The organism is Sphingomonas sp. F9_3S_D5_B_2, from assembly GCF_054263715.1.
Genome location: NZ_JBSZFB010000001.1, coordinates 524357 through 544756, shown reverse-complemented (window position 1 = coordinate 544756; position 20400 = coordinate 524357). Strand labels below are relative to the sequence as shown.

Genomic DNA, 20400 nt, shown 5'->3' with positions numbered 1-20400 from the left:
CGTGTTCATGCAGAACACCTACGAGGAGCGTGGCCGGAGCGACCAGGCCTTCGTAACAGAATCCTGCACGACCAAGCCTTCGTTCTCTAGCAGGTCCAGGATAGTTCGTGACACGTGACCTTCGTGTCGTTTGTGGCCCATGTAGATGCCCAGCGACCTGCCGAGATCGGCATTCGTAAGACCTCCATCGTGGTCACCCAGAACCGTAAGCGTCGCTGCCTTGAGCTCGGCGATAGCTCGCTGAGCCTGAAGATACGCATCTACATTACGCTGCATTAAGCCCTCGCGCTGTCGCTCGTCTGGCACTCGACTGCGACAGTCTGCCCGTAGTTATCTGCAACTAAGCGGAAAATGGAAGGGCTTTCTAATCCACGGCGAAGCGCCTCCCGTGTCGGCACATTGGATTGGGTCAGAAGCACCGTGATCCGCGACTTGAAACCTATAGCTTCACGCCCACGCTATTCAGCATTGCTCACATCCGGCGACGGAGCAGCCGCAGAGCGTCGGGAGCAAAGAGACCAGTCTGCTGGTGCCCCTGTTTGTCGAACCAGATCGTGCGCACGACGGCCCAGCTGATGGTAGCGAGCCGCGCAAGGGGATCATCGATCACGACCATGCAAGGCCCCCCACAGACTGGCTCTACACAGTCGCCTTCAAGCAGGCTCTGTACGAAACTGGCTGACGGATACTCGGTCCGACTCTCGCCTATATCGTGACTCACCGTACATACTCCTTCCAGTGCTCAAGCCTGGCCAAGGCGATCGTCAATTGAACCCGCGCTGGCGCGGCCAACGGCCCATTCCTCTTGAGAAACTTGGACAGTGTTCCGGCCGGGATCCCGGCGTCGTGGGCCAGTCTCGTTTGAGAACCCCGCCCAACCCGTTCAATCAAAGCGAGGCTCGCAGCGCGAAGGTCCAAAGCGTCCGGCGCCGAATGAGCGCCTCGCCCGCGCGTGGCGGAGCTCCCGGTATGGTTCCTTATATGTGCTGGGAAACTCACAACAGTCCCCGAAATTTCGCGTGACGCAATTCCGCCACTTGAAGTTTCATTCGTTGTGACGTCCGATGCAGAAACTTTCCTGTCCGCTGTGTTCAACGCAGCGGAACGAGCGCCGCGTGCTGTGAATTTCGCATGTCTGTTTTTTCCGGTGCCGGCATCACCCGCTCGCCATGACAGGTAATCATTCGACGCGTGCTCGCCCGGCCCCTCCCCGGTAGAGATGAAGGTGAGCCGGAACTCGCGAGAGCGGCGGGAACCGCGCTCACCTACCCTCTCGACGGCAACAATTCCGCGCGCAACAAGGTAGCCAAGCGCCTCGCTGTTGGCCGAGTAATTCGTTGTTCCGAGTGCATCGGCAAGCTTGCGCGTACTCAAGCCGATGCGCCCGTTGTTGTAGCCATCGAACCGGCGCAGCAACGCGAGCAGCACGGCCCGCGACCTAAATGGCAGAGTTCGGAAGGCGTCGGAATCTGCGAGGGCGTGCGGTATCAGCATGAAGCCGCCGCCACGGGCGTCAGCCCGGTGGGGAGCCTTGGAGCGCTTCGGCATGCATGATGCTCAGCAGTTTGCGGGTTCGGAAGCGTCCAGTCGCCGCGCCGTGTTCACGATCCTAGCCTGTCCGCCGCCCGGGCAGCGACGTAGGTCTCGATCTCGTCCATGGACCAGGCATTCAGACGTGCGCCAGTGATTTTCAGCGGCCGTGGGAATTCGCCCTTTCCCATCAGGTCATAAATCGTGGATCGCCTCAGGTTGGTCAGTTGGATGACCTCTGGAAGGCGCAGCAGCTTTTGCATGTTGCATCTCCGTCTCGTGTTGGACGCTGACGGATGTACGAAGACGCTGGCGTCCCTATCACTAGAACACGGACGTTTTGTTTTTCGCCCTGTAGTAGTCTTGTTCGATCGTGCTGGCGCTTGTGCCACCCTCCGCCTTCCCGACGAGTGCAAAGGCGCGCCTTTTGCTAACTCCCTTAGCCTTCAGACGATCAACCTCGGCCACGCGACTAGCCTGCGATCCTCTCCTCCGCGCCTGAGCGCCATCGTTAAGCTCTGCGCGACGCTTCGCACCGAAGATCACATCGGCGTCATACTCGAACTTCAGCTGCCACTCCTGAAAGACCTGCCCGAGCTCGAAAGCGTCGTATGCCGCCCAGGAGGCATCTCCACGTAAGATATGGAAGCGCACTCTCTGCGCACACGATACGATCTGCTGGCGGTACCAGGCTTGGCCCGCATGAGGCTTGAAATGTTCCTCGCGCAATTTGGCAGGCAACTTCTCGTATGCAGATAGCCCCTCCTGAATGCGGGCCAGCACTTCCTCAGACTTCTTCCACGGTTCAGGCGTCCCGGCGATTATCGGACCGATCAGGCTCTGCATCAGGTCCTGATCCAGAGGCTCTGGGAAAATGACGCTCTCGAGCAGCGGTTCGTACAGGGCAATTCCCGGTGGAGCGTGCTCAGCCATGGATCGCAATCACGTTCCCTCCGGCGGACCGGCGCGCGACAGTTCTCAATAAATCCTGCGCCCAGAGGTGCAATGCCGCGCGCTTCTCATCCGTGTAGTGATGCCGCTGATAAACAGCGGCTAGCCCACCCCGTGACCCGCTCACGTGGTTGAGTACGGCCTCCGTAACGTCGAGGCGAATTCCAAGGCGCTGCAGCCCCGTCGCCACAGTCCGACGAAGGTCGTGAAACGTGAACCACTCGGTCTCGCCCACCTGCGCCCTCACGGCCGCGTTGAGCCGGGCAAGTGCCTTGCTGAACCCGCTTGCTCCGTTGCTAAGATTGGATCGTGCGGGAAACAGTCGGTTGCTGCCGATAATCTCGGGAACACCGGCAATGACTTCAGCGGCGAGCGCCGAGAGCGGCACCAGATGCGGCCGCCCGTTCTTCGCTCGCGAAGCAGGTATCGTCCACGTCAGCGACTCCAGTTCGAACTCGCTGCGTTCGGCACTGAACACCTCGCCCCGCCGTTGGCCTGTCAGCAACAGCAGCCGGACGCCCGCGCTCCACGGCAACTGCTCCTCGTCCAACGCCCGCCACAGAGCTGCTATCTCCTCATTCGACAGCACGCGGTCGCGCGGCGTCGGCGCCTTCGGCTTGCCGGCATCACGGCAGGGGTTTTGCTCGAGCGTATCGAGCCGCGGCATCGCCCACGAGTAGAACGCACTGAGCTGAGCGGCGACTGCTCGGGCCATCACCGGTGTTTCGCGTGCGCCGCCGCGCGCAACCTCATCGATCAGCCGGGTAATCTCCCCTCGCGTCACGCTATCGGCAAGTCGCTGACCGAGCACTGGCAGGATGTATCGCCGGAAGATGCGATCGATCTCCGGCCCGGATCTCTTCCTAGCCGCTTCTGCACGCCAGTATTCGTCATACATTGCAGCGACGCTGGTGGATCTCGCCGCAACCTTTCGCTGCGCCGGTCGGGGTTCGCGTCCCGCCTCGATGTCGCTGAGAAGGGTGCGTGCGTGCCGGCGCGCATCGGCCAGGGTGAAGCGCGTCTCGTGGTAGCGCCCGAGCGCGATGTTGCTGGTCCTGCCCCCGACCCGCTTGCGCAGGATGAACGTCTTCGCTCCGCTGCTTCCGACGCGGACGCGCAGTCCGACCACGAGCCGGTCGGGGAACTCGAGCCTTCCCGACGATGGCGCCTTCAGCCCGCGGATCTTGGCGTCTGTCAGGCCCGTTCCCTGCACCGTCATCCAGCCCTCCGATGCCGCAGAAAAGCCTTACCCTGGGTAACATTCGGGGCTGGATACCCCCGGTTGCGACCGGATGACGATGGACACGAGACCTTTGGAATTGCAAGCTTTACGGACGATTCCGGATCGGTCCGGACGCACTCTTTTCTGTCTCTTAATCAGCGGGTCCTAGGTTCGAGCCCTAGTGCGTCCACCATTCCCTTCACGGGATCAGCGCCTTCAGGATCGGGTCGACCCAGCGCTGGCGCGCCATGTCCCAGACGATGAAGTCGCCTTCGAACTGCCAATAACCCCAGCCGAACGCGTGGCGTTCCGCCTCGCTACGGACTGCGGCGGTGTAGGCGACGCGGAGGTTCTCGGGCGTGCCGCTCTTCTCGTAGGCGCCGAACTCACCGAGCAGAATTGGGCGGTTGTTGGCGCGCGACCAGGCGCCGACCTGGTCGAAGTCCTTCGCGACCGCCGCGCGGTCCGCATCGCTTCCCCAAGTGATCCCGTGGAGATCCTTGACGTCCCCTGCCCAGGACGCGCCCTGGTGCGTAAAGTGGAACGGCTCGTAATAGTGGAACGTGACCAGCAGGTTCGCATCCTGCGGCAGTTGCAGCGTCGGCAGCTCCTTGAAGCTGTTCCAGCTCGTCGGGCCGACCACGACGATCCGCGTGGGATTGCTCTGCCGGACGACCGCCAGCAACTCAGCGAACACACTGTTCCAGTTGGCGGCATCGAGCTTGGCGTGCGGTTCGTTCAACAGCTCGAAGGCGACGGTGCGTGGAGCGTTGGCGAAGCGCGGCGCAACCTGCTGCCAGAAGGCAGGCAGCTTCTGACGGCAGAGGGTGAGATCGTTCGAGCAGACGTCGAAGTCATGCTCGTCGATGATCACGCCGAGCCCGGCGCGCTGCGCTTCGCGGACCACGTCGTCCAGCTTGGCGAGCCACGCGGGATCGAGCCGGTTCTGGGCATCCATATACTTGAACGCCTGCAGATTTACGCGCACGAAGTCGAAGCCGGCGCGGTGGATCTCGTCAAAGTGCTTCCACTGGAAGCGGCGCTTGCTCACGTCGCTCCAATAGGGGTCGTAGCCGAGCACGTTGACACCGCGGCGGAAAGGCTGGTCCGACGCTTGCAGGGCAATCGCCGAAGTTGAGGTCGCCGGCGCGGCCGGAGGAACTGCCGCTGCTGGCGCTTGCGGAGCCATCGCTGTCGCCACGGGCGCAACCGCAGATGCGACCTGCGCGGCGGTCATCGCCGCAGGGACTGCGGCGCAGCTTGCCAGCGCCGGAAGGATCAAAGCGCTCAACCAACGCAAAACACGCATATGCATCCCCTGTCATTCCAAGCCGTGCTTGTCGGTTGATAGCGTTATCATCTAGCCTCGCGTCAAGCTTCGAGGGGAGATTCATGCGCAAATTCGGATCGGCAGCCATTGCCGCTGCCCTATTCACCGGCGTGGCCGTTGCGGCTCCGCCGAGCGCGGCGCCGGTGCATTGGCCTTCGGTGCACAGCCGGGTCGCCAGGGATCCGAAGATCGAAGCGCGGATCACGCGAATCCTCAAGGGCATGTCGCTCGAGGAGAAGGTCGGGCAGGTCGTCCAGGCGGACATCTCCGCGGTCACCCCCGACGAAGTCCGCAAGTACAAGCTGGGCTCGATCCTGGCCGGCGGCAACAGCTCGCCGGGCGGCAACGAAAAGGCACCTGCGGCCGATTGGCTGCGTCAGGCTGATGCGTTCTGGACGGCGGCGCGAGCCGCGGATTGGCACGGAGACAAGATCCCGCTCATCTACGGCATCGACGCGGTCCACGGCCACGCCAACATCGTCGGCGCGACGATCTTCCCGCAGAACATCGGACTTGGCGCGGCGCGCGACCCCGATCTGATCCGGCGCATCGGCGCAGTGACCGCCAAGGAAATGGCGGTGACGGGGTTCGACTGGGACTTCTCCCCTACCCTCGCCGTTGTTCGCGATGATCGTTGGGGGAGGACCTACGAAGGCTTCTCGGAAGACCCCTCCGTCACCCGGCTCTACGCCGGCAAGATGGTCGAGGGCCTTCAGGGCCGAGCCGGGAGCAAGTCGTTCCTTGGCGCAGGCCATGTCATTGCGACAGCCAAGCACTTCGTCGGCGACGGCGGCACTGCGGGTGGCAAGGACCAGGGCGACAACCCGTCGACACCGGTTCAGCTGCGCGACATCCACGGGGCGGGCTACCCACCGGCCATCGAAGCGGGTGCGCAGGCAGTCATGGCCTCGTTCTCGAGTGTTCACGGTGAGCGGATGCACGGCAATCGCGACCTGCTGACCGGGGCGCTCAAGCAGGACATGCATTTCGATGGCCTGGTGGTCGGCGACTGGAATGCGCATGGCCAGGTGCCGACCTGCACCAACACCGACTGCCCGGCGTCCATCAACGCGGGCCTCGACATGTTCATGGCTCCGGACAGCTGGAAAGGCCTCTACGCGAGCACTCTGGCGGAGGCGAAATCAGGCACGATTCCGATGAGCCGCCTGGACGATGCCGTGCGGCGCATCCTCCGCGTCAAGCTGCGCGCCCACATGTTCGAGAAGGCCGCACCATCGGCCCGGCCGTTCGCCGGCAAGTTCAACCTGCTCGGCGCGGCCGCGCATCGGGCTGTTGCCCGCCAGGCAGTGCGCGAATCCCTCGTCCTCTTGAAGAACAGCAAGCAGCTGCTCCCGCTCTCGCGAAAAGCGAATGTGCTCGTCGCCGGCGACGGCGCCGACAACATCTCCAAGCAGTCGGGCGGATGGACCATCACCTGGCAAGGCACCGGCCTCACAAACGCCGACTTCCCGCACGCCCAGTCAATCTGGAGCGGCATCAAGGAGGCGGTCAACGCTGGTGGAGGCAATGCGACGCTGAGCGCGGACGGCACGTTCTCGGGCAAACCGGACGTCGCGGTCGTGGTCTTCGGCGAGGACCCGTATGCGGAGTTCGTCGGCGATCGCCCGCGCAGCCTTGAGTTCAGCCCCGCCGACAAGAAAGATTTGGAGCTGCTGCGCCGGCTGAAGGCAGCAGGCATTCCGACCGTGTCCATCTTCCTCTCTGGGCGGCCGATGTGGGTCAATCCGGAGCTCAATGCTTCGGACGCCTTCATTGCGGCCTTCCTGCCGGGCGGCGAAGGCGGCGGCATCGCCGACGTGATCTTCCGCAAGCCCACCGGCGGGATCGCCAACGATTTCCGGGGGAAGCTCAGCTACAGCTGGCCCAAGCGCGCGGACCAGACGGCGCTGAATGTCGGTGACGCCGATTACGACCCGCTCTTCGCGTTCGGCCACGGCCTTCGCTACGGACAGCCGGGCGAAGTGCCGCAGCTTTCCGAGGAGCGCCCAAAAGGCGGCGGCCTTCCGGAAGGTGTCCTGTTCGGCAGAGGATCGGTGCCACAGGGCTGGAGCTTGGCGTTCCAGGGCGCAAACGGTGGCCAGATCAAGGGCGTGGACCGACGCGCGCAGGAAGACTCGCGGCAGATCAGCTGGCCCGGAACCGGCACGGCAACGGCGGCAATCACCGCCAGCCCGGCACTCGACCTATCCCGCGAAGCAACGGGCCAGCTCAGCATGGTCATCGACTACCGACTGGACACCCCACCTACGGCGCCGGTGACGCTCGGCGTCTCATGCGGTGCCAGCTGCGGCGCGACCGTGCCGATCGCCGGGCTGCTCCGTTCGGGCAGTGTCGGACAATGGACGACCATGACCATTCCCCTCGACTGCTTCGCCAAGGCCGGTGCGGACATGACCAAGCTGTCCGCTCCGCTTACAATTGCAACGGCGGGACGGATGACGATGAGCATTTCCGATGTGCGGGTGCTCAGCGCGAACGTTCCGCAAGGCCAGTGCGGAGCGTGATGACGGCTGCTAAAGGGCGCCGATGATCACCACGAGCACCTTCGCGGACCGGCGCGGCCTGTGGGCGTTCGTCCTCGGGGTGCTTGCCGTAACTGCCGGCGTCGTCCTGCACCTGCCGATGTTCCTGATGGGCCGGATGACTGACTACCGGCTCTACGGAATGCCGATGGGCGTCGACATGTACGTCGGCATGGTCGTCATCATCCTTGGGGTGGCAATCGCCGCCTATGGGCTGCTGCCGAAGAATGTCTCGGAACAGATCTCGGCCTCCCAGGACATCGTCGTTTCGCCGCCCGAGGACGCGCCGCTGACACGGGCGCACTGGACGCTGATGCTCGTCCTTGTGGTCGCGCTGGTGATCGATGTCATGAAGCCGGCGAGCCTCGGCTTCACGATCCCGGGCATGTCGAGCGAATATCATGCGGCAAAGTCGACGGTGTCGATGGTGCCCTTCTTCGCACTCATCGGCACGGTGGTGGGGTCCGTCGCGTGGGGCGCCATCGCGGACATTTACGGACGGAAAGCGTCGATCCTGCTGTCAGCGGTGATGTTCGTCGGGACGTCGATCTGCGGGGCAATGCCTTCACTCGCCTGGAATATCGGCATGTGCTTCATGATGGGCGCTGCCGCCGGCGGAATGCTGCCGGTCACCTATGCGCTCCTGGCCGAGATGATGCCGAGCCGGCATCGCGGCTGGAGCCTTGTCCTGGTGGGTGGCCTCGGGGCTGTCGGCGGCTATTTCGCGGCGAGCGGATTGTCGGCGCTTCTCCAGCCGGTTTTCAGCTGGCGGATTCTCTGGCTGCTCAACCTGCCTACCGGGCTGACGCTCGTGCTGCTCGGCGGGCTGATCCCTGAGTCGGCCAAGTTCCTGCTCGCGCGCGGGCGTCGCGATGAAGCCCGCCGCGTCATGGAGAGGTTCGGATCCAGCGCCCGGCGCACCCGCCCCGCCGAAGCCGTGGCGCTTGCCCGCGGACCGGCGGTTGCGCTGACCGGCCGCGCCTTCCTCGGCAAGTTACTAGCTCTGAGCCTCGCGGCAACTTGCTACGGGCTGATCAACTTCGGCCTGCTACTGTGGCTGCCCGCCGATCTCGTGGCGAAGGGCTACAGCATGGCGGTATCGAGCAAGCTGCTCGCCGAGTCCGCGCTGATCGCTTTCCCCACCATCTTCGTCGTTGCCTTCGCTTACAGCCGCTGGAGTTCGAAATGGTCGGTGGCGGGAGCCATCGCCGTCACGCTGGCAGGGCTGCTCGGCGTCCTGCAGCTCGAGTTCACCGGCCGCGGCAGCCCCGTCCTTCCCGTGGCGCTGCTGATCGTGGGCACGAATGCGCTGATCGCCATGCTGCTCCCCTACACGGCGGAGAGCTTCCCGTTGCGTATTCGCGGGCGCACGACGGGAACGGTTGCCGCGTGCAGCAAGGCCGGCGGAATGTTCGCGCAGCTGCTTGCCGTCCTGGCCCTCGTGCCGCCGCTCGCGCTCGTATCCCTGATCATCATGGTGCCGACGGCCGCTGCGCTGCTGATGATTGCTCTGTTCGGCAAGGAAACTCGCGGGCGCGATTTGCGCGATCTTGATCCCGACGGCCACACCTTCGCTGCAACCGGTGCCTGACGTTGGGATGATCCGCGTCGGTCTGGTCGGCTACGGGCTTGCGGGCGCTACCTTCCACGCGCCGCTCATCCGCGCCTGCTCGCGGATGGAGTTGAGCGCCATCCAAACCTCGCGAGAGGTGCCGGAACGCGTGGGCTCCACAGACGAGTTGCTCGAGCGCTCCGACCTGATCGTCATCGCTTCCCCGAACCAGACCCACTTCCCCATCGCAAGCGCCGCCCTTGCGGCGGGGAAGCACGTCGTCGTCGACAAGCCGTTCACGGTTACGCTCGACGAAGCTGATGCCCTCATCGCACTGGCGCATGAGAAGCAGCGGGTTCTAACGGTGTTCCACAATCGGCGGCTCGATGGCGACTTCCTGACCGTTCGGACGCTCCTTCCGCGGCTCGGCGACATCTACCTGTTCGAGGCAAACTGGGACCGCTTCCGCCCCGCGATCAAACAGGGTTGGCGCGAACTTGCGGAGCCGGGCGGCGGGGTCTTCGCAGACCTTGGACCGCACCTCATCGACCATGCACTGCAGATCTTCGGGCTGCCTGACTCAGTGCGGGGCGATGTGATCGCCCAACGCGCCGATGCCCGCGTCGACGACTATTTCGACCTGACGCTGCATTACGACCGCATGCGAGTGTGCCTGCGCTGCTCGACCATGGCAGCCGAGCCCCGCGCCCGCTTCGCGGTGCACGGCAGCGGCGGCAGCTTCGTGAAGTACGGCATCGACGTACAGGAAGCACAGCTGAAGACTGGGCTCGATCCGCTCGCCGCGACCTTCGGCGTCGACGAACGGCCGGGCACCTTTACCGGGCGGGACGGTACGCGGACCGGCGTTGCGACCGAGCGCGGCCGCTATCCCGATTTCTACGATGCGGTGGCGTCGGCCATCCTCGACGGCATGCCCGTGCCAGTCGATCCCGCCGACGCCCGCAACGGGCTGATGCTTATCGACCTCGCTCGCCGGAGCTCGGAGCTGGGACAGCGTCTGCCTGTCCCGGCCGCCAGTTCGCCGGCAGGGTAAGCCCCGCCACGTTGATCGACGCGGTCTGCCGGATGTCCCGCGACGATGCACCAAGCAGGATCTGGTAGGTGCCGGGCGCAATGCGCCACGCATGCGCCGCCTGGTCGAACGTCGCGAGAAGCCGCGGGTCGATGGTCACGCTCACGTTCCTGGTGGCACCGGGTGCCAGGTCGACCTTCTGGAAAGCACCGAGCCTCTTGGGCGCTTCGAAGACGCCTGCCGGAGCCGCGACATAGACCTGCGGGACGTCCATGCCCTGGCGCTTGCCGGTATTCTGGACACTGAACTGCGCAGTCACGCTGCCGTCCGCATTGGCGGTCGCGCTGACCGGACCATAGCCGAAGCTGGTGTAGGACAGCCCGTGGCCGAACGGGAACAGCGGCTGCAGTCCCTTGGCGTCGAACCACTTGTAGCCAACCCGCGCACCCTCCGAATAGTTGATCGAGAACATCTGCCCGTCGGCGAGGCCGGTGCCAGGACGGACCGCGCGGGGCAGCTGGCTCTCGTCCATCGCGAACGTCGCCGGCAGGCGCCCTGACGGATTGACCCGACCGAACAGGACGTTGGCGATCGCCTCACCGCCCGCGGAGCCGGGGTACCACGCCTCCACGATCGCCGGCACGCGCGAAGCCCATGGCATCAGCACCGGCCCGCCCGTCTCGAGAACGGCAACGGTGTTCGGGTTGGCTCCAGCGACGGCGGTGACCAGCGCGTCCTGGTTGTCCGGCAGAACCACCGGAGCGTCGATCGACTCGCTGGTCCACTGGTTGAGGAACACCAGCGCAACATCCGCCGACGCTGCAGCACGAGCAGCTGCGGCCGGATCGGCACCGTCGACGAATGTGATGCTCGCCTGCGGCGCAAGTGCCTGTATGGCCTTTAGGGGCGAAGACGGGAAATAGACCACCGGCCCTGGCCAGCTGGTCGGCGCGATGCCCGGAACCGCATTCTCCCCTTCGGGGTAGACCTGCGACGACCCTCCGCCCGACAGCACGCCACGGTCGGCATGCGACCCGATGACGACGATGCGCCGGGTTGCTGGCGACAGCGGCAGCAAGGCACGCTCGTTCTTAAGAAGAACCGCAGCCTGCTCGGCATCGGCCCGGCTGACGGCGGCGTTGGCAGCCCTGTCGATCGTTCCGGAATTGACCGGATTGTCCACGACACCGTGAGCGAACATCGACCGCACGATGCGGGTCGCCATATCGTTCAATCGACGTGCCGGAACACGCCCGGCGGCGATCGCGTCGCCGAGCGGCTTCCCGAAGTAGGGCTTGTCGTCGAACGGATAGCCGGACTGCTGGTCGAGGCCGTTGTTCGCGCTCGCCTCAGTGCTGTGAACCGCACCCCAGTCAGACATCACGTAACCGCGATAGCCGAAATCGCCTTTCAGCACGTCGTTGAGCAGCCACGAGTTCTCGCAAGCGTAGCTGCCGTTGATGCGATTGTAAGAGCACATCACCGAGCCGGGATTGCCGCGCTCGATGGCGAACTGGAACGCGAGCAAGTCTGACATGCGGGCAGCCGCAGGATCGATCTGCGCATCATGGTAATTCCGCCCGGTCTCGAGATCGTTGATCGCGTAATGTTTCGTAGTCGAGATGATGCTGTTCGACTGTATTCCGGCGATCTCCGAACCGACGATGGTGCCCGCAAGCAACGGGTCTTCACCGCCATATTCGAAGTTGCGGCCGTTGCGCGGGTCGCGCAGCAGATTGACGCCGCCCGCGAGCTGAACATTGAATCCTGACGCGCGCGCTTCCGAACCGATCATGCGGCCGCCTGCGAACGCGATGTCCGGGTTCCAGGTCGCAGCCGTCGCGATGCCCGACGGCAGTGAGGTGTGCGGCGGCTTTATCTTGGCGCCGCCCTGAGTCGCAACGCCGACTCCAGCATCCGTCTGCCATTGCGCCGGGATGCCGAGCCGCGGGATACCGGGTATGTAGCCGGCGGTGCCCTGGATCGCTTCGGCAGGCGCCTTGAAATTCTTGCCCGGATTGTCGGTGCCGAAATAGCCGAACACCAGCTCCATTTTTTCCGCGCGAGTCATCGCTCTGACGGCGAGCTGTGCGCGTTGGTCCGCGCTGAGTGCGGTGTTCATCCACGGGCGCGACGGCGCCGCATTGATGGCGACCGGCGCGGCGATCGCGATAGCCATGGTTGCCGTCAGCGCACACCAGCGCGACTTGTTGATCATGCTCTTCTCTCCCCTGGCTCGCGCCTCGTCAGGCGCGGCGAAGCTTGACTCTAGCGTGCCGCCGGGCCGATTGGTAGCGCTACCAAAAGCCACCACGGATCCCGTTCGGCGCTAATGCAATTCACCGCTGCCATGCTTCCTGCCGATGTCGCAAGTGCGACCCTCGCGGGCCGACTGCAACTCGAGGACGGACCGACTCCGGTGCTCATCCGCGGCGGGTTCGTCGAGGATGTCTCGCGTGCCGCACCAACCGTCGCGGACCTCATGGAAAGCGATGTCGGCTCCATAGCGGGCGAACGGCTGTTTGCAGTCCAGGAACTCTTCTCGCTTGCGCCGGAGCGCTTCCTCGCTCCCGTCGACATTCAAGCCGTCAAGGCCGCTGGCGTGACATTCGCCATTTCCGCGATCGAGCGGGTCATCGAAGAGCGCGCTCGTGGCGACTACCGCGAGGCGGCGGCAATCCGCGACAAGCTCGAACAGCGCATTGGCGGCGCGATCCGCTCCGTCGTACCGGGGAGTGAACCGGCGGCGCGCCTGAAGGAAGCGCTGATCGAAGACGGTCTGTGGTCGCAGTACCTGGAAGTCGCGATCGGCCCAGACGCGGAGATTTTCACGAAGACGGCTCCGCTCGCGAGCGTCGGCTGGGGCGCTCAAATCGGCATCAGGTCGGACTCGAGCTGGAACAATCCGGAGCCCGAGGTCGTGCTCGTCTGCAACAGCCGTGGTGACATCCGCGGCGCGACGCTCGGTAACGACGTCAACCTGCGCGATTTCGAAGGACGGAGCGCGCTGCTGCTTAGCAAGGCCAAGGACAACAACGCGTCGTGTGCGATTGGGCCGTTCATCCGCTTGTTCGACGATCAGTTCACGCTTGACGACGTCAGCTCGGCGGTCGTCGAGCTGGAAATCAGCGGCACCGACCAGTTCACGCTGCGCGGGCAAAGCCGGATGAGCGAGATCAGCCGCGAGCCTGCCGAACTCGTCCGTCAGGCGATGAGCGAACATCATTATCCCGACGGGTTCGCGCTGTTTCTTGGTACCCTCTTCGCCCCGACCGAAGACCGCGACGAACGTGGACGCGGCTTCACGCACAAGATCGGCGACGAAGTGCGCATCTCGACCCCCCGGATCGGCGTTCTCGTCAATTCCGTCACCACGTCGCGTGACGCACGCCCGTGGACGTTCGGCGTTCGCGCCCTGATGCAAAATCTCGCTTCCCGCGGACTGCTGTCCGACGCGCAGAAACAAAAGGCTTTCCCGTGACCGAAACACTGACCCATCTGATCAACGGCGAGGCCGTTTCCGGCCCCGCCACGGGCGAGAGCCTGAACCCTTCGAACCTAGAGGACGTCGTTGCGAGCTATCCGAGCGCCAGCGGAGCCGAGGTCAACTCGGCGGTAGACGCTGCGCGGCACGCTTTCCCCGGCTGGTCGGAAGCGTCGCCCGAAGTGCGGTCCGATGTTCTCGACAAGGCCGGCTCGCTGATCATGAGCCGCGCCAAGGAGCTTGGCACGCTGCTGTCTCGCGAGGAAGGCAAGACCCTGTCCGAGGGCACGGGCGAGGTCATGCGGGCGGCACGTATCTGCAAGTATTTCGCCGGTGAAGCGCTTCGCCGTCACGGGCAGACACTGGATTCGACGCGCCCCGGTCTCGACGCGCAGACCTATCGCGAGGCGGTCGGTGTGTTCGGCCTCATCGCCCCCTGGAACTTCCCGATCGCCATTCCGGCCTGGAAGGCTGCTCCGGCACTCGCATTCGGCAATACCGTAGTGCTCAAGCCTGCCCCCCAGACGCCCGCCATCGCGCACGCTTTCGCCGAGATCCTCCAGGAAGCCGGCGCTCCTGCCGGCGTCTTCAATCTCGTCTTCGGTGAGGGCGATACCGGCAATGCCATCGTCAACCATCCGGGGATCGACGGCATCTCGTTCACCGGCTCACAGAAGGTCGGCGCGCTGGTCGCCGAGGGAGCGGCCAAGCGCCAGGCGCGCGTGCAGCTGGAGATGGGCGGCAAGAACCCGCTCGTCGTCCTCGACGACGCCGACATCGACCGGGCTGTCACGTGCGCGATCGATGGCGCATTCTTTGCCACTGGCCAGCGCTGCACCGCTTCGTCGCGCATCATCGTCACCGAAGGCATTCACGACCGGTTCGTTGAGGCGCTTGCTGAAAAGGCGCGCTCGTTGCGTGTCGGCGACGCACTGGACCCGCAAACGCAGATTGGCCCCGCCGTCAGCGAACAGCAGCTCGAGCAGAACCTGCGCTACGTCGGCATCGCTCGCGATGAAGGCGGAAGGATCATAACGGGTGAAGAGCCACTGAAGCTCGGCACCCGCGGCTACTACATGGCGCCGATCGTCATCGCCGACACCAATCCCGACCAGCGCATCAACTGCGAAGAAGTGTTCGGCCCTGTCGCAAGCACCGTGAAGGTGCGCGACTATGAGGAAGCGCTGGCGATTGCCAACCGTGGCCAGTTCGGCCTTTCCGCAGGCATCGTCACCAACTCGCTGCACCACGCGCGACACTTCCGCCGCAACATTCGTGCCGGCATGGTGATGATCAACCTGCCGACCGCCGGCGTCGACTATCACGTGCCGTTCGGCGGCACGCGCAAGTCGAGTTACGGCGCCCGCGAACAGGGCTTCGCGGCGGTCGAATTCTACACGCAGACGAAGACCGTCTACATCGGGGGCTGAGTATATTGCCTGAGAACAACGACAGCCGCGCGATCTATCCCAGCCTGCGCGGCAAACGGGTGCTGGTCACGGGTGGCGGATCCGGCATCGGCGCGGGAATCGTCGACGCGTTTGCTGCTCAACAGGCGGACGTCTGCTTCTTCGACATCTGCGAAGAGGATTCCCGGGAGGTTGCCGAGCGTACCGGCGCCAAGTTCCTGTGTGTCGACCTCAAGGACGTGGGCGCAACACAGCGTGCGATGGCCGATCTCGCCAGCGACGGCGGCGCGTTCGATGTGCTCGTCAACAATGCGGCAAACGATGATCGCCACGAGGTCGACCAGGTTACGGAAACCTATTGGGACGACCGGCTCAGCGTGAATCTAAAACACCAGTTCTTCTGTGCGCAGGCCGTCGCGCCGGGCATGCGGGCCAAGGGCGGAGGTGCAATCGTCAACCTCGGTTCGATCAGCTGGCACCTCGCGCTGCCCGAGTTGGTTCTTTACCAGACCTGCAAGGCGGCGATCGAAGGGCTGACACGCGCGCTTGCCCGCGATCTCGGCGGCGACAACATCCGCGTGACCTGCGTCGTGCCGGGCAACGTCCGAACCCCGCGACAGCTCAAATGGTACACGCCCGAAGGCGAAGCCGAGATCGTCAACGCTCAGGCGCTGAAGGGCCGGCTGGTGCCCGAAGACGTTGCCGCGCTGGTGCTGTTCCTGGCTTCCGGAGACGCTCGCCTGATCACGGGACACGAATATTTCGTCGATGCGGGGTGGCGCTGACATGAGCGACAGGGAACCGGCGCCGGTCTGGGAACTCGAAGCCGAGCTCGGCGAGGGACCGGTTTGGGTGGAGCGTGATCGGGCGCTCTGGTTCGTAGACATCAAGAAGCACCACATCCACCGCTTCGACCCGCAGGACGGCAATCGCCGCTCCTTCGAAGCACCAGAGCAGGTCGGCTTCGTTCTTCCTGCGCAAGGGGGCGGCTTCGTTGCGGGGCTCCAGTCGGGACTCTACGGTTTCGACGAGAGCACGGGTGCGTTCGAGCGCATCGTCGAAGTCGAGCCGGAGCTTCCGAACAATCGCCTGAACGACGGCGTCGTCGATCCCGCAGGGCGCCTCTGGTTTGGCACGATGGACAACAGCGAGACCTCGAAGAGCGGCGCCTTCTACAGCTTCCATCGCGGCGAGCTGTCTCCGAGCGGTCTGGGCGATATCGCGATCACCAATGGCCCGGCAATCTCGCCGGACGGACGCCTCCTCTACTTCGTCGATACGCTCGCCGGTACGATCGAGGCGGCGGAGATCCGGGAAGACGGCACGCTCGGCGAGCGGCGGTCCTTCGTTACGATTGCCGAGGAGGACGGCCACCCGGACGGCCCGACCATCGATGCCGAAGGCTGCGTGTGGATCTCGCTCTACAACGGCTGGGAAGTTCGCCGCTATTCGCCGATCGGCGACCTGCTGGACACGATCCGTTTCCCAGTGGCCAACATCACCAAGATTGCGTTCGGTGGCGACGACCTGCGCACCGTTTTTGCAACGACCGCCCGCCAGATGCTCAGTCCTGAAACGATCGATCGCCAGCCGCTGATCGGTTCGTTGTTCCAGTTTCGCGTCGACGTTCCGGGGGTTCCATGTCCGCTCGTTCAGCTCTGATCCTGACCGCATTGCTGGCGTCGGGCGCGGCGGCGACGCCGAGCATCGACCCGCAGTTCGGAAGCCACGCGGTCATCCAGCGCGGCAAGCCGATCTTGCTGACCGGAACTGCCGCTGCGGGAGAGCGGCTGACGATCGCGTTCGCGGGCGCTACCCGCATGGCGACGGCGGACGCGTCAGGACGCTGGCAAGCAGCCTTCCCCGCACGATCTGCAGGCGGCCCATATACTTTGCGCATCACCAGTTCGGCAGGCGGAAGCGTAACTGCGGACGACATCATGCTCGGCGATGTGTGGCTGTGCTCGGGTCAGTCCAACATGGAATACCCGCTTCGCCGGGCGCTCAACGGCGACGGCGAGGTTCAGGCCGCGACCGACAAGGACCTGCGCCTGATGAAGGTCGACAAGCAGTTGTCCAACAGCCCGCAGGTCGCCTTCTCCAAGGCGCCGGCGTGGCAGCGCTCCACTCCCGATACGGCAAAGGAATTCTCTGCCGCCTGCACCTTCATGGCGCGTGACTTCCGGAAGACGCAGAAGGTGCCGATCGGCGCCATCGACGATAGCTGGGGCGGAACGCCAATCCGTGCCTGGATGGGCGAAGCCGCAGCGCGCTCCAGCGGCAGCGCCGGGCCTGCCGACCTGATCGATCTGTTCCGAACCAACGAGCCCGAGGCCGTCCGCCGGTTCGGCGGCGAGTGGGGCCAGTGGTGGCGATCGAGAACCGGACAGCAGCCCGGCGCCGAGCCGTGGAATGCAAGTGAACGGCTCGCGTGGAAGCCGGTGCCGAGCATCGGCAACTGGAACGACTGGGGCGGTGACTGGCCAACCTTCGACGGTGCCGTCTGGGCGCGGCGGCAGGTTACCTTGTCCGCGGCAGAAGCCGCCCAGCCTGCGACCTTGTCGCTCGGTGTCATCGACGACGTCGACGAGACTTTCGTAAACGGCGTGGCCGTCGGCGGCAGCAGCGATCCGATGTCGCCGCGCAACTACAAGATCGGCCCCGGAGTACTTCACGCCGGGTCCAACACGATCGTCTCCTATGTGCGAGACCTCTGGGGCCCGGGCGGGATGATGGGACCCGCGAGCGCACTCCAGATCGCCTTTGCCGACGGTCACGCGCAACCGCTCGACACGGGCTGGAAGTACGTCCGCATCGACGGGGCTGTCGGCTCCCCTCCCGTGCCGGCATGGGGCAACTCGTCGGGCGTATCGACGATCTACAACGCCATGGTCGCGCCACTCGGCAGCCTGCAACTGAAAGGTGTCGCCTGGTACCAGGGCGAAGCGGATGTCGGGCAGCCGGGGTACGACCAGCGCCTGGCGGCGTGGATAAACAATTGGCGGACGCAGTTTCGCGATCCCAAGCTGCCGTTCCTGATCGTCGGCCTTGCTGGCTGGGGCAAGCGGACGTCTGCTCCAACTGAAAGCGGCTGGGCAGCGCTCATCAATGAGCAGCGTCTCGCCGTTCAGCGCGATCCACGCACTGCGCTCATCAGTGCAATCGATCTCGGTGAGCCGGACGACATTCACCCGGCCGACAAACAGGAAGTCGGCCGCCGCATGGGGCTGGCGGGCCGAAGCCTGGCCTATCCGGGTTCTCAAGGGACGGTTGGCCTCCTCCCCGTTAGGGCCACGCGCCAGGGCAATGACGTCGTGGTCCACTTCACCAAGCCGCTGCAGACCCTGAGCGGCGCGACCGCGAACGCCGTCGAGCTTTGCGGGCCTGCAGGCGGCACGTGCCGATACGCGCAAGCACGGGCGAACGGGCCTACGCTCGTGATCGCGTCAGACGGCAAGCCGGTCTCGCGCGTCCGATACGCCTGGTCAGGTTATCCGATCGTCAACCTCTACGACGCGGACCTGATGCCCGCTCCGGTGTTCGAGCTGCCGGTTCAGTGATTGTGGCGCGGGACCTTCGCTGAGGTCCCGCGATACTTCACGGCGAACTCGAGCACGCCGCCCTCGGCGAGCTGCCCCGTTTTCTCGCGGTAGATCTCTTCCCAGGGCGTGTTGCTCGCGGGCACGGCGGGCGGAGCGTCGCCGTTACGGCGCGCGATCTCGTCGGGCTCGACCAGCGCGTCGCACCTGCCTTCGTCGAGATCGATCCGAATCATGTCGCCGGTGCGCAGCCAGGCGAGACCGCCCCCCGCCGCACTCTCCGGCGACGCATTGAGGATCGAAGGGCTGTCGGAAGTGCCCGACTGCCGTCCGTCCCCGAGCGTCGGCAGGCTCGTGACGCCGCGCTGCAGCAGCGCGTCCGGCGGCTGCATGTTCACCACTTCCGCCGACCCTGGCCATCCGAGCGGGCCCGACCCGCGGATCACCAAGATGCAATTCTCGTCGACGTTAAGCGACGGATCATTGATCCTATGGTGGTAATCGTCCGAACCGTCGAACACGATCGCGCGTGCTTCGAATACGCCATCGTGACCTGGCCGCGACAGATAGCGCTCGCGAAACTCGTCCGAGATCACGCTCGTCTTCATGATCGCGAAGTCGAACAGGTTGCCGGACAGCACAAGAAATCCCGCCCGCTCTTTCAGCGGTGCCGAGTAGGCGAAGATCACCTCGCGGTCTGTCGTCTCACGGCCCTCCAGGTTCTCGGCTTGGGTGCGGCCGGTGCAGGTCAGCGCACTGCCGTCCAGCTTCCCGGCCTGCAGCAATTCCCACATCACGGCGGGAACGCCGCCGGCGCGGTGAAAGCGCTCGCTCAAATACTTGCCGGCCGGCTGCATGTTGACGAGCAGCGGCACATCGTACCCGTAGTCGATCCAGTCGCGTGTCGAGATTTCGACACCCGCGTGGCGCGCCATCGCGACGATGTGGGGCTGGGCGTTGGTCGACCCGCCGATCGCCGCATTCAGGCGGATCGCATTGAGGAACGCCTCGCGGGTCAGGATCTTCGACGGGCGGAGGTCCTCATAGGCCATCTCGACGATGCGCCTGCCCGTCTCGTAGGCAAGGTGAGCGCGTTCGCGGTAAGGCGCCGGGATCATCGCCTGTCCCGGCAGTGACATGCCGAGCGCCTCGCTGATCGAGTTCATCGTCGAGGCCGTACCCATCGTATTGCAATGGCCAAGCGATGGCGCGGAATCGCTCGCCCGGCGGATGAACTCTTCCTCGTCGATCTTGCCCGCGCCGAGCAGCCGCCGCGACCGCCAGATCACCGTTCCCGATCCGACCAGCTCGCCATCGTGCCAGCCGTCGAGCATCGGGCCGCCATTCAGCGTCAGCGCCGGGATATCAACCGTCGCCGCAGCCATGATCGACGCAGGCGTCGTCTTGTCGCAGCCGGTGGTCAGGACAACGGCGTCGATCGGATAGCCGTTCAGGACTTCCACCAGGCCGAGGTACGCCAGGTTGCGGTCAAGCGCGGCGGTGGGCCGACGGCAGTTCTCGAAGATCGGGTGCATCGGGAATTCCATCGGAATCCCCCCAGCATCGCGAATGCCAGCCTTGACGCGGTCGACCAGCTTCACGTGCACCCGGTTGCACGGGACCAGATCGGAACCCGACTGCGAGATGCCGATGATCGGCTTGCCGCAGCGCAACTCCTCGCGAGTGAAGGCGTCGTTCATGTAGCGCTCTAGGTAGAGCGCCGTCATGTCCGGGCGGTCCGGCGCGTCGAACCACTCGCGCGACCGGAATGGGCGAACCGGTGTTCGTTCGGTCATCGCAACCCGCG

The 20400-nt window shown here is 64.8% G+C and carries 16 protein-coding genes; 9 read left to right on the top strand and 7 right to left on the bottom strand.

The window, feature by feature from the left end; all coding sequences use genetic code 11:
• The first annotated feature begins 114 nt into the window (after positions 1–114).
• On the top strand, positions 115–279 hold the full coding sequence (locus ACUXST_RS02590) for a hypothetical protein (RefSeq protein WP_458388383.1): 165 nt from the start codon (positions 115–117) through the stop codon (positions 277–279).
• 193 nt (positions 280–472) lie between these two features.
• Here the strand turns inward: ACUXST_RS02590 and ACUXST_RS02585 are convergent, their stop codons facing one another.
• The 5 genes from ACUXST_RS02585 to ACUXST_RS02565 all read right to left on the bottom strand — a co-directional run bounded on the left by ACUXST_RS02585 (position 473) and on the right by ACUXST_RS02565 (position 4994).
• The gene (locus ACUXST_RS02585) at positions 473–616 is read right to left on the bottom strand and encodes a hypothetical protein (protein ID WP_458388382.1); all 144 of its coding nucleotides are present in this window, start codon (positions 614–616) and stop codon (positions 473–475) included.
• A gap of 985 nt (positions 617–1601) precedes the next feature.
• Positions 1602–1793: a helix-turn-helix transcriptional regulator gene (locus ACUXST_RS02580; protein WP_458388381.1), complete on the bottom strand. Its 192-nt coding sequence runs from the start codon at positions 1791–1793 to the stop codon at positions 1602–1604.
• Positions 1794–1854: 61 nt separating this feature from the next.
• On the bottom strand, positions 1855–2463 hold the full coding sequence (locus ACUXST_RS02575) for a hypothetical protein (protein WP_458388380.1): 609 nt from the start codon (positions 2461–2463) through the stop codon (positions 1855–1857).
• The gene (locus tag ACUXST_RS02570) at positions 2456–3700 is read right to left on the bottom strand and encodes a tyrosine-type recombinase/integrase (protein WP_458388379.1); all 1245 of its coding nucleotides are present in this window, start codon (positions 3698–3700) and stop codon (positions 2456–2458) included. Before ACUXST_RS02570 ends, ACUXST_RS02575 begins: the two co-directional genes overlap by 8 nt.
• Positions 3701–3902: 202 nt before the next feature.
• Positions 3903–4994, bottom strand: coding sequence for a glycoside hydrolase family 5 protein (locus tag ACUXST_RS02565; protein ID WP_458388378.1), 1092 nt, complete (start codon positions 4992–4994; stop codon positions 3903–3905).
• Positions 4995–5095: 101 nt separating this feature from the next.
• Between ACUXST_RS02565 and ACUXST_RS02560 the strand changes: the two genes are divergently transcribed.
• From ACUXST_RS02560 to ACUXST_RS02550, 3 genes are read left to right on the top strand one after another with little or no spacing between them, the layout of a single operon-like run.
• A complete protein-coding gene (locus ACUXST_RS02560) occupies positions 5096–7558 on the top strand; it encodes a glycoside hydrolase family 3 protein (protein WP_458388377.1) in 2463 nt (820 codons plus the stop codon).
• A 22-nt stretch (positions 7559–7580) separates the two neighbouring features.
• A complete protein-coding gene (locus tag ACUXST_RS02555; protein ID WP_458388376.1) occupies positions 7581–9167 on the top strand; it encodes an MFS transporter in 1587 nt (528 codons plus the stop codon).
• Positions 9160–10182: a Gfo/Idh/MocA family oxidoreductase gene (locus ACUXST_RS02550; protein WP_458388375.1), complete on the top strand. Its 1023-nt coding sequence runs from the start codon at positions 9160–9162 to the stop codon at positions 10180–10182. Before ACUXST_RS02555 ends, ACUXST_RS02550 begins: the two co-directional genes overlap by 8 nt.
• Here ACUXST_RS02550 and ACUXST_RS02545 read toward each other — a convergent pair.
• Positions 10106–12379, bottom strand: a complete 2274-nt coding sequence (locus ACUXST_RS02545; protein WP_458388374.1) for a beta-glucosidase — start codon at positions 12377–12379, stop codon at positions 10106–10108. The genes ACUXST_RS02550 and ACUXST_RS02545 overlap by 77 nt on opposite strands.
• Positions 12380–12511: 132 nt before the next feature.
• Here ACUXST_RS02545 and ACUXST_RS02540 point away from each other — a divergent pair, with 132 nt between their 5' ends.
• From ACUXST_RS02540 to ACUXST_RS02520, 5 genes are read left to right on the top strand one after another with little or no spacing between them, the layout of a single operon-like run.
• Entirely contained in the window at positions 12512–13642 is a 1131-nt protein-coding gene (locus ACUXST_RS02540; protein WP_458388373.1) for a fumarylacetoacetate hydrolase family protein, read from the top strand.
• A complete protein-coding gene (locus ACUXST_RS02535) occupies positions 13639–15075 on the top strand; it encodes an aldehyde dehydrogenase family protein (RefSeq protein WP_458388372.1) in 1437 nt (478 codons plus the stop codon). Before ACUXST_RS02540 ends, ACUXST_RS02535 begins: the two co-directional genes overlap by 4 nt.
• A complete protein-coding gene (locus ACUXST_RS02530) occupies positions 15072–15839 on the top strand; it encodes an SDR family NAD(P)-dependent oxidoreductase (RefSeq protein ID WP_458388998.1) in 768 nt (255 codons plus the stop codon). Before ACUXST_RS02535 ends, ACUXST_RS02530 begins: the two co-directional genes overlap by 4 nt.
• A 1-nt stretch (position 15840) precedes the next feature.
• On the top strand, positions 15841–16716 hold the full coding sequence (locus ACUXST_RS02525) for an SMP-30/gluconolactonase/LRE family protein (RefSeq protein WP_458388371.1): 876 nt from the start codon (positions 15841–15843) through the stop codon (positions 16714–16716).
• Positions 16695–18614, top strand: a complete 1920-nt coding sequence (locus tag ACUXST_RS02520; RefSeq protein WP_458388370.1) for a sialate O-acetylesterase — start codon at positions 16695–16697, stop codon at positions 18612–18614. The genes ACUXST_RS02525 and ACUXST_RS02520 overlap by 22 nt, the downstream gene beginning before the upstream one ends.
• Here ACUXST_RS02520 and ACUXST_RS02515 read toward each other — a convergent pair.
• Positions 18608–20389, bottom strand: coding sequence for an IlvD/Edd family dehydratase (locus ACUXST_RS02515; RefSeq protein ID WP_458388369.1), 1782 nt, complete (start codon positions 20387–20389; stop codon positions 18608–18610). The two genes, ACUXST_RS02520 and ACUXST_RS02515, sit on opposite strands and share 7 nt — an antisense overlap.
• Between the last annotated feature and the right edge of the window lie 11 nt (positions 20390–20400).